Annotated in this window: 3 protein-coding genes; all 3 read left to right on the top strand. The window is 69.3% G+C overall.

The window, feature by feature from the left end; all coding sequences use genetic code 11:
* Positions 1-61: 61 nt before the first annotated feature.
* Positions 62-595, top strand: coding sequence for a TRAP transporter small permease (locus tag VED21_RS33630; RefSeq protein ID WP_324890282.1), 534 nt, complete (start codon positions 62-64; stop codon positions 593-595).
* Positions 592-1,869 (top strand): TRAP transporter large permease, encoded by a 1,278-nt coding sequence (locus tag VED21_RS33625; protein ID WP_324890281.1) that lies wholly within the window; start codon positions 592-594, stop codon positions 1,867-1,869. Before VED21_RS33630 ends, VED21_RS33625 begins: the two co-directional genes overlap by 4 nt.
* Positions 1,870-1,877: 8 nt before the next feature.
* On the top strand, positions 1,878-2,511 hold a 634-nt coding region (locus VED21_RS33620; RefSeq protein WP_324890280.1), incomplete at its 3' end, for a glucuronate isomerase.

Here is a 2,511-nt window from a genome sequence, read left to right as displayed (position 1 = left end):
GAGGACGCAGATCGACGCGCTGATCGCGAAGTAGCGAGCGACCACGATCGGGAGCACCGCCATGTCCTCCGCCATGTCCTCTATCGTCTACACCGTGGAATCGATCGTCGGCCGGGTGCTGCTGGCGACCATCGTCCTTCTGGTCTTCGGCGCGGGCGTCCTGCGGTCGTTCGGGCATCCCATCGTCTGGTCGGTGGACTTGGCGCAGCTGCTGTTCGTCTGGACCTCGTTCATCGGCGCCGATATGGCGCTGCGCAAGCGGAACCTGATCGCGGTGGACCTCTTCGTCCGCTGGATGCCGCCGCGCACGCGGGCGTTGGTCGATCTCGCCACCAGCACCGTGGTTCTGGCCTTCCTCGTCGCCATGGTGGTGCTGGGCGTGCAGCTGACCCTGTCCAATTTGCAGCGGGAGTTCGGCGACAGCGGCATCAGCTACGGCTTCGTCACCGGGGCGGTGCCGGCGGGGTGCCTGCTGCTGGCGCTGACGCTCGCCGGGCAGATGGTGGAGACGGCGCGCTCGCTGTGGGGAGCGCCCAAGCTGGTGTTCTCCGTGCTGCGCGCCCCGGCCCCCAATTTCGAGGAGACCGCGCTGTGACCCTGCTGGCCGCCCTGTTCTTCGGGCTGATGATGCTGGGGGCGCCGATCGCCTTCGCCATCGGCATCTCCGGCTTCTCCTTCTTCGTCATGAGCGACATGATCCCGATGGCGATCGGGGTGCAGCAGGTGGCCTCCGCCTCGCAGAGCTTCCCGCTGCTGGCCGTGCCGTTCTTCGTGCTGGCCGGGCATATGATGAACAAGACCGGCATCACCAGCCGCCTGATCCGCTGTTCGGAGGTGCTGGTGTCCTGGATGGCCGGCGGCATGGCGCAGGTGTGCATCGTGCTGTCCACGCTGATGGGCGGCGTGTCGGGCTCGGCGGTCGCCGACGCGGCGATGGAGGCGCGCATCCTGGGGCCGGACCTGATCCGCAACGGCTATTCGCGCGGCTTCACCTGCGCCACCATCGCCGTGGGATCGCTGATCACCGCGACGATCCCGCCCAGCCTGGGCCTCATCCTCTACGGTTTCGTCGGCAACGTGTCGATAGGCCGGCTGTTCCTGGCCGGCGTCGTGCCGGGGCTGCTGATGATGGCGTTCCTGATGGCCACCGTGTGGTTCATCTCCAAGCGGCGCGGCTACCGCTCCGCCGCCACGGAGCGGCCGACGTGGGGTGCGGTCGGGCGCGCCATGTGGGACGCCAAGTGGGCGCTGCTGTTCCCGGTGGCGCTGCTGGTGGCGATCCGCGGCGGCTTCTTCACGCCGTCGGAGGTGGGCGCCTTCGCCGTGGTCTACGCCGTGTTCGTGGGCGTGCTGGCGCACCGCGAGCTGACGTGGTCCGGCGCCATGGAGGCGCTGCTGCATGGCCTGCTCGACAACGGGCTGATCATGCTGATCATCATGTTCTCGGGCATGGTCGGCTACGCCATCATCTTCGAGCAGGGGCCGCAGACCATCGCCGCCGCCATGCTGCGGCTCACCAGCGATCCGGTGCTGATGCTGCTGCTGATCACGGTGTTCCTGCTGATCGCCGGCTGCTTCGTCGAGGCGACCGTGCTGGTCCTGCTGCTGACGCCGATCTTCCTGCCCATCGTGCGCCAGCTGGGCGTGGACGAGGTGCACTTCGGCATCGTCATGATGACCATGGTCACCTTCGGCGGCATGACGCCGCCGGTGGGCGTGGCGATGTTCGCGGTGTGCAGCCTGCTCGACTGTCCGATCGAGGAGTACTTCGTGGAATCGCTGCCGCTGGTCGCGGCGGTGCTGGCGCTGGTGGGGATCCTGATCGCCTTCCCGCAGATCTCCCTGTTCCTGCCGAACGCGCTGATGTGAGGGCCGGCATGCTGCACGACGACCGCCTTTTCCCGGCCGAGCCCGGCACCCGCGCCATCGCCCGGCGCCTGTACGCCGCGGTGCGCGACCTGCCCATCGTCAGCCCGCACGGCCACACTGACCCGGCGTGGTTCGCCACCGACGCGCCCTTCGCCGATCCGGCCAGCCTGCTGGTCGTGCCCGACCATTACCTGCTGCGCATGCTCTACAGCCAGGGCGTGCCGCTGGAGCGGCTGGGCGTGCCGCGCCTGGACGGTGGACCGGTGGACGGCGGCCCGGTGGAGACCGACCCCCGCCGCGTCTGGCGCACGGTGGCGGAGCGCTGGCATCTGTTCCGCGGCACCCCCACCCGCCTGTGGTGGGAATACGCGCTGGAGCGCGTGTTCGGCGTCACCGAGCGGCTTTCGACCGACACCGCCGACCGCGTCTACGACCGCATCGCCGAGTGCCTGGAACAGCCGGCGTTCCGCCCGCGCGCCCTGTTCGAGCGCTTCAACATCGAGGTGCTGGCGACCACCGAGGGGCCGCTCGACCCGCTGGAACACCACAAGGCGCTGCAATCCTCCGGCTGGCGCGGCCGGGTGGTGACCACCTTCCGCCCCGACCCGGTGCTGGACCCCGACACGCCGGGCTTCCGCGCCA

The organism is Azospirillum sp. (assembly GCF_035627195.1).
GTDB lineage: Bacteria > Pseudomonadota > Alphaproteobacteria > Azospirillales > Azospirillaceae > Azospirillum.
The sequence above is the reverse complement of the archived record's forward strand: the minus strand, read 5'-3'. Positions and strand labels throughout refer to the sequence as shown.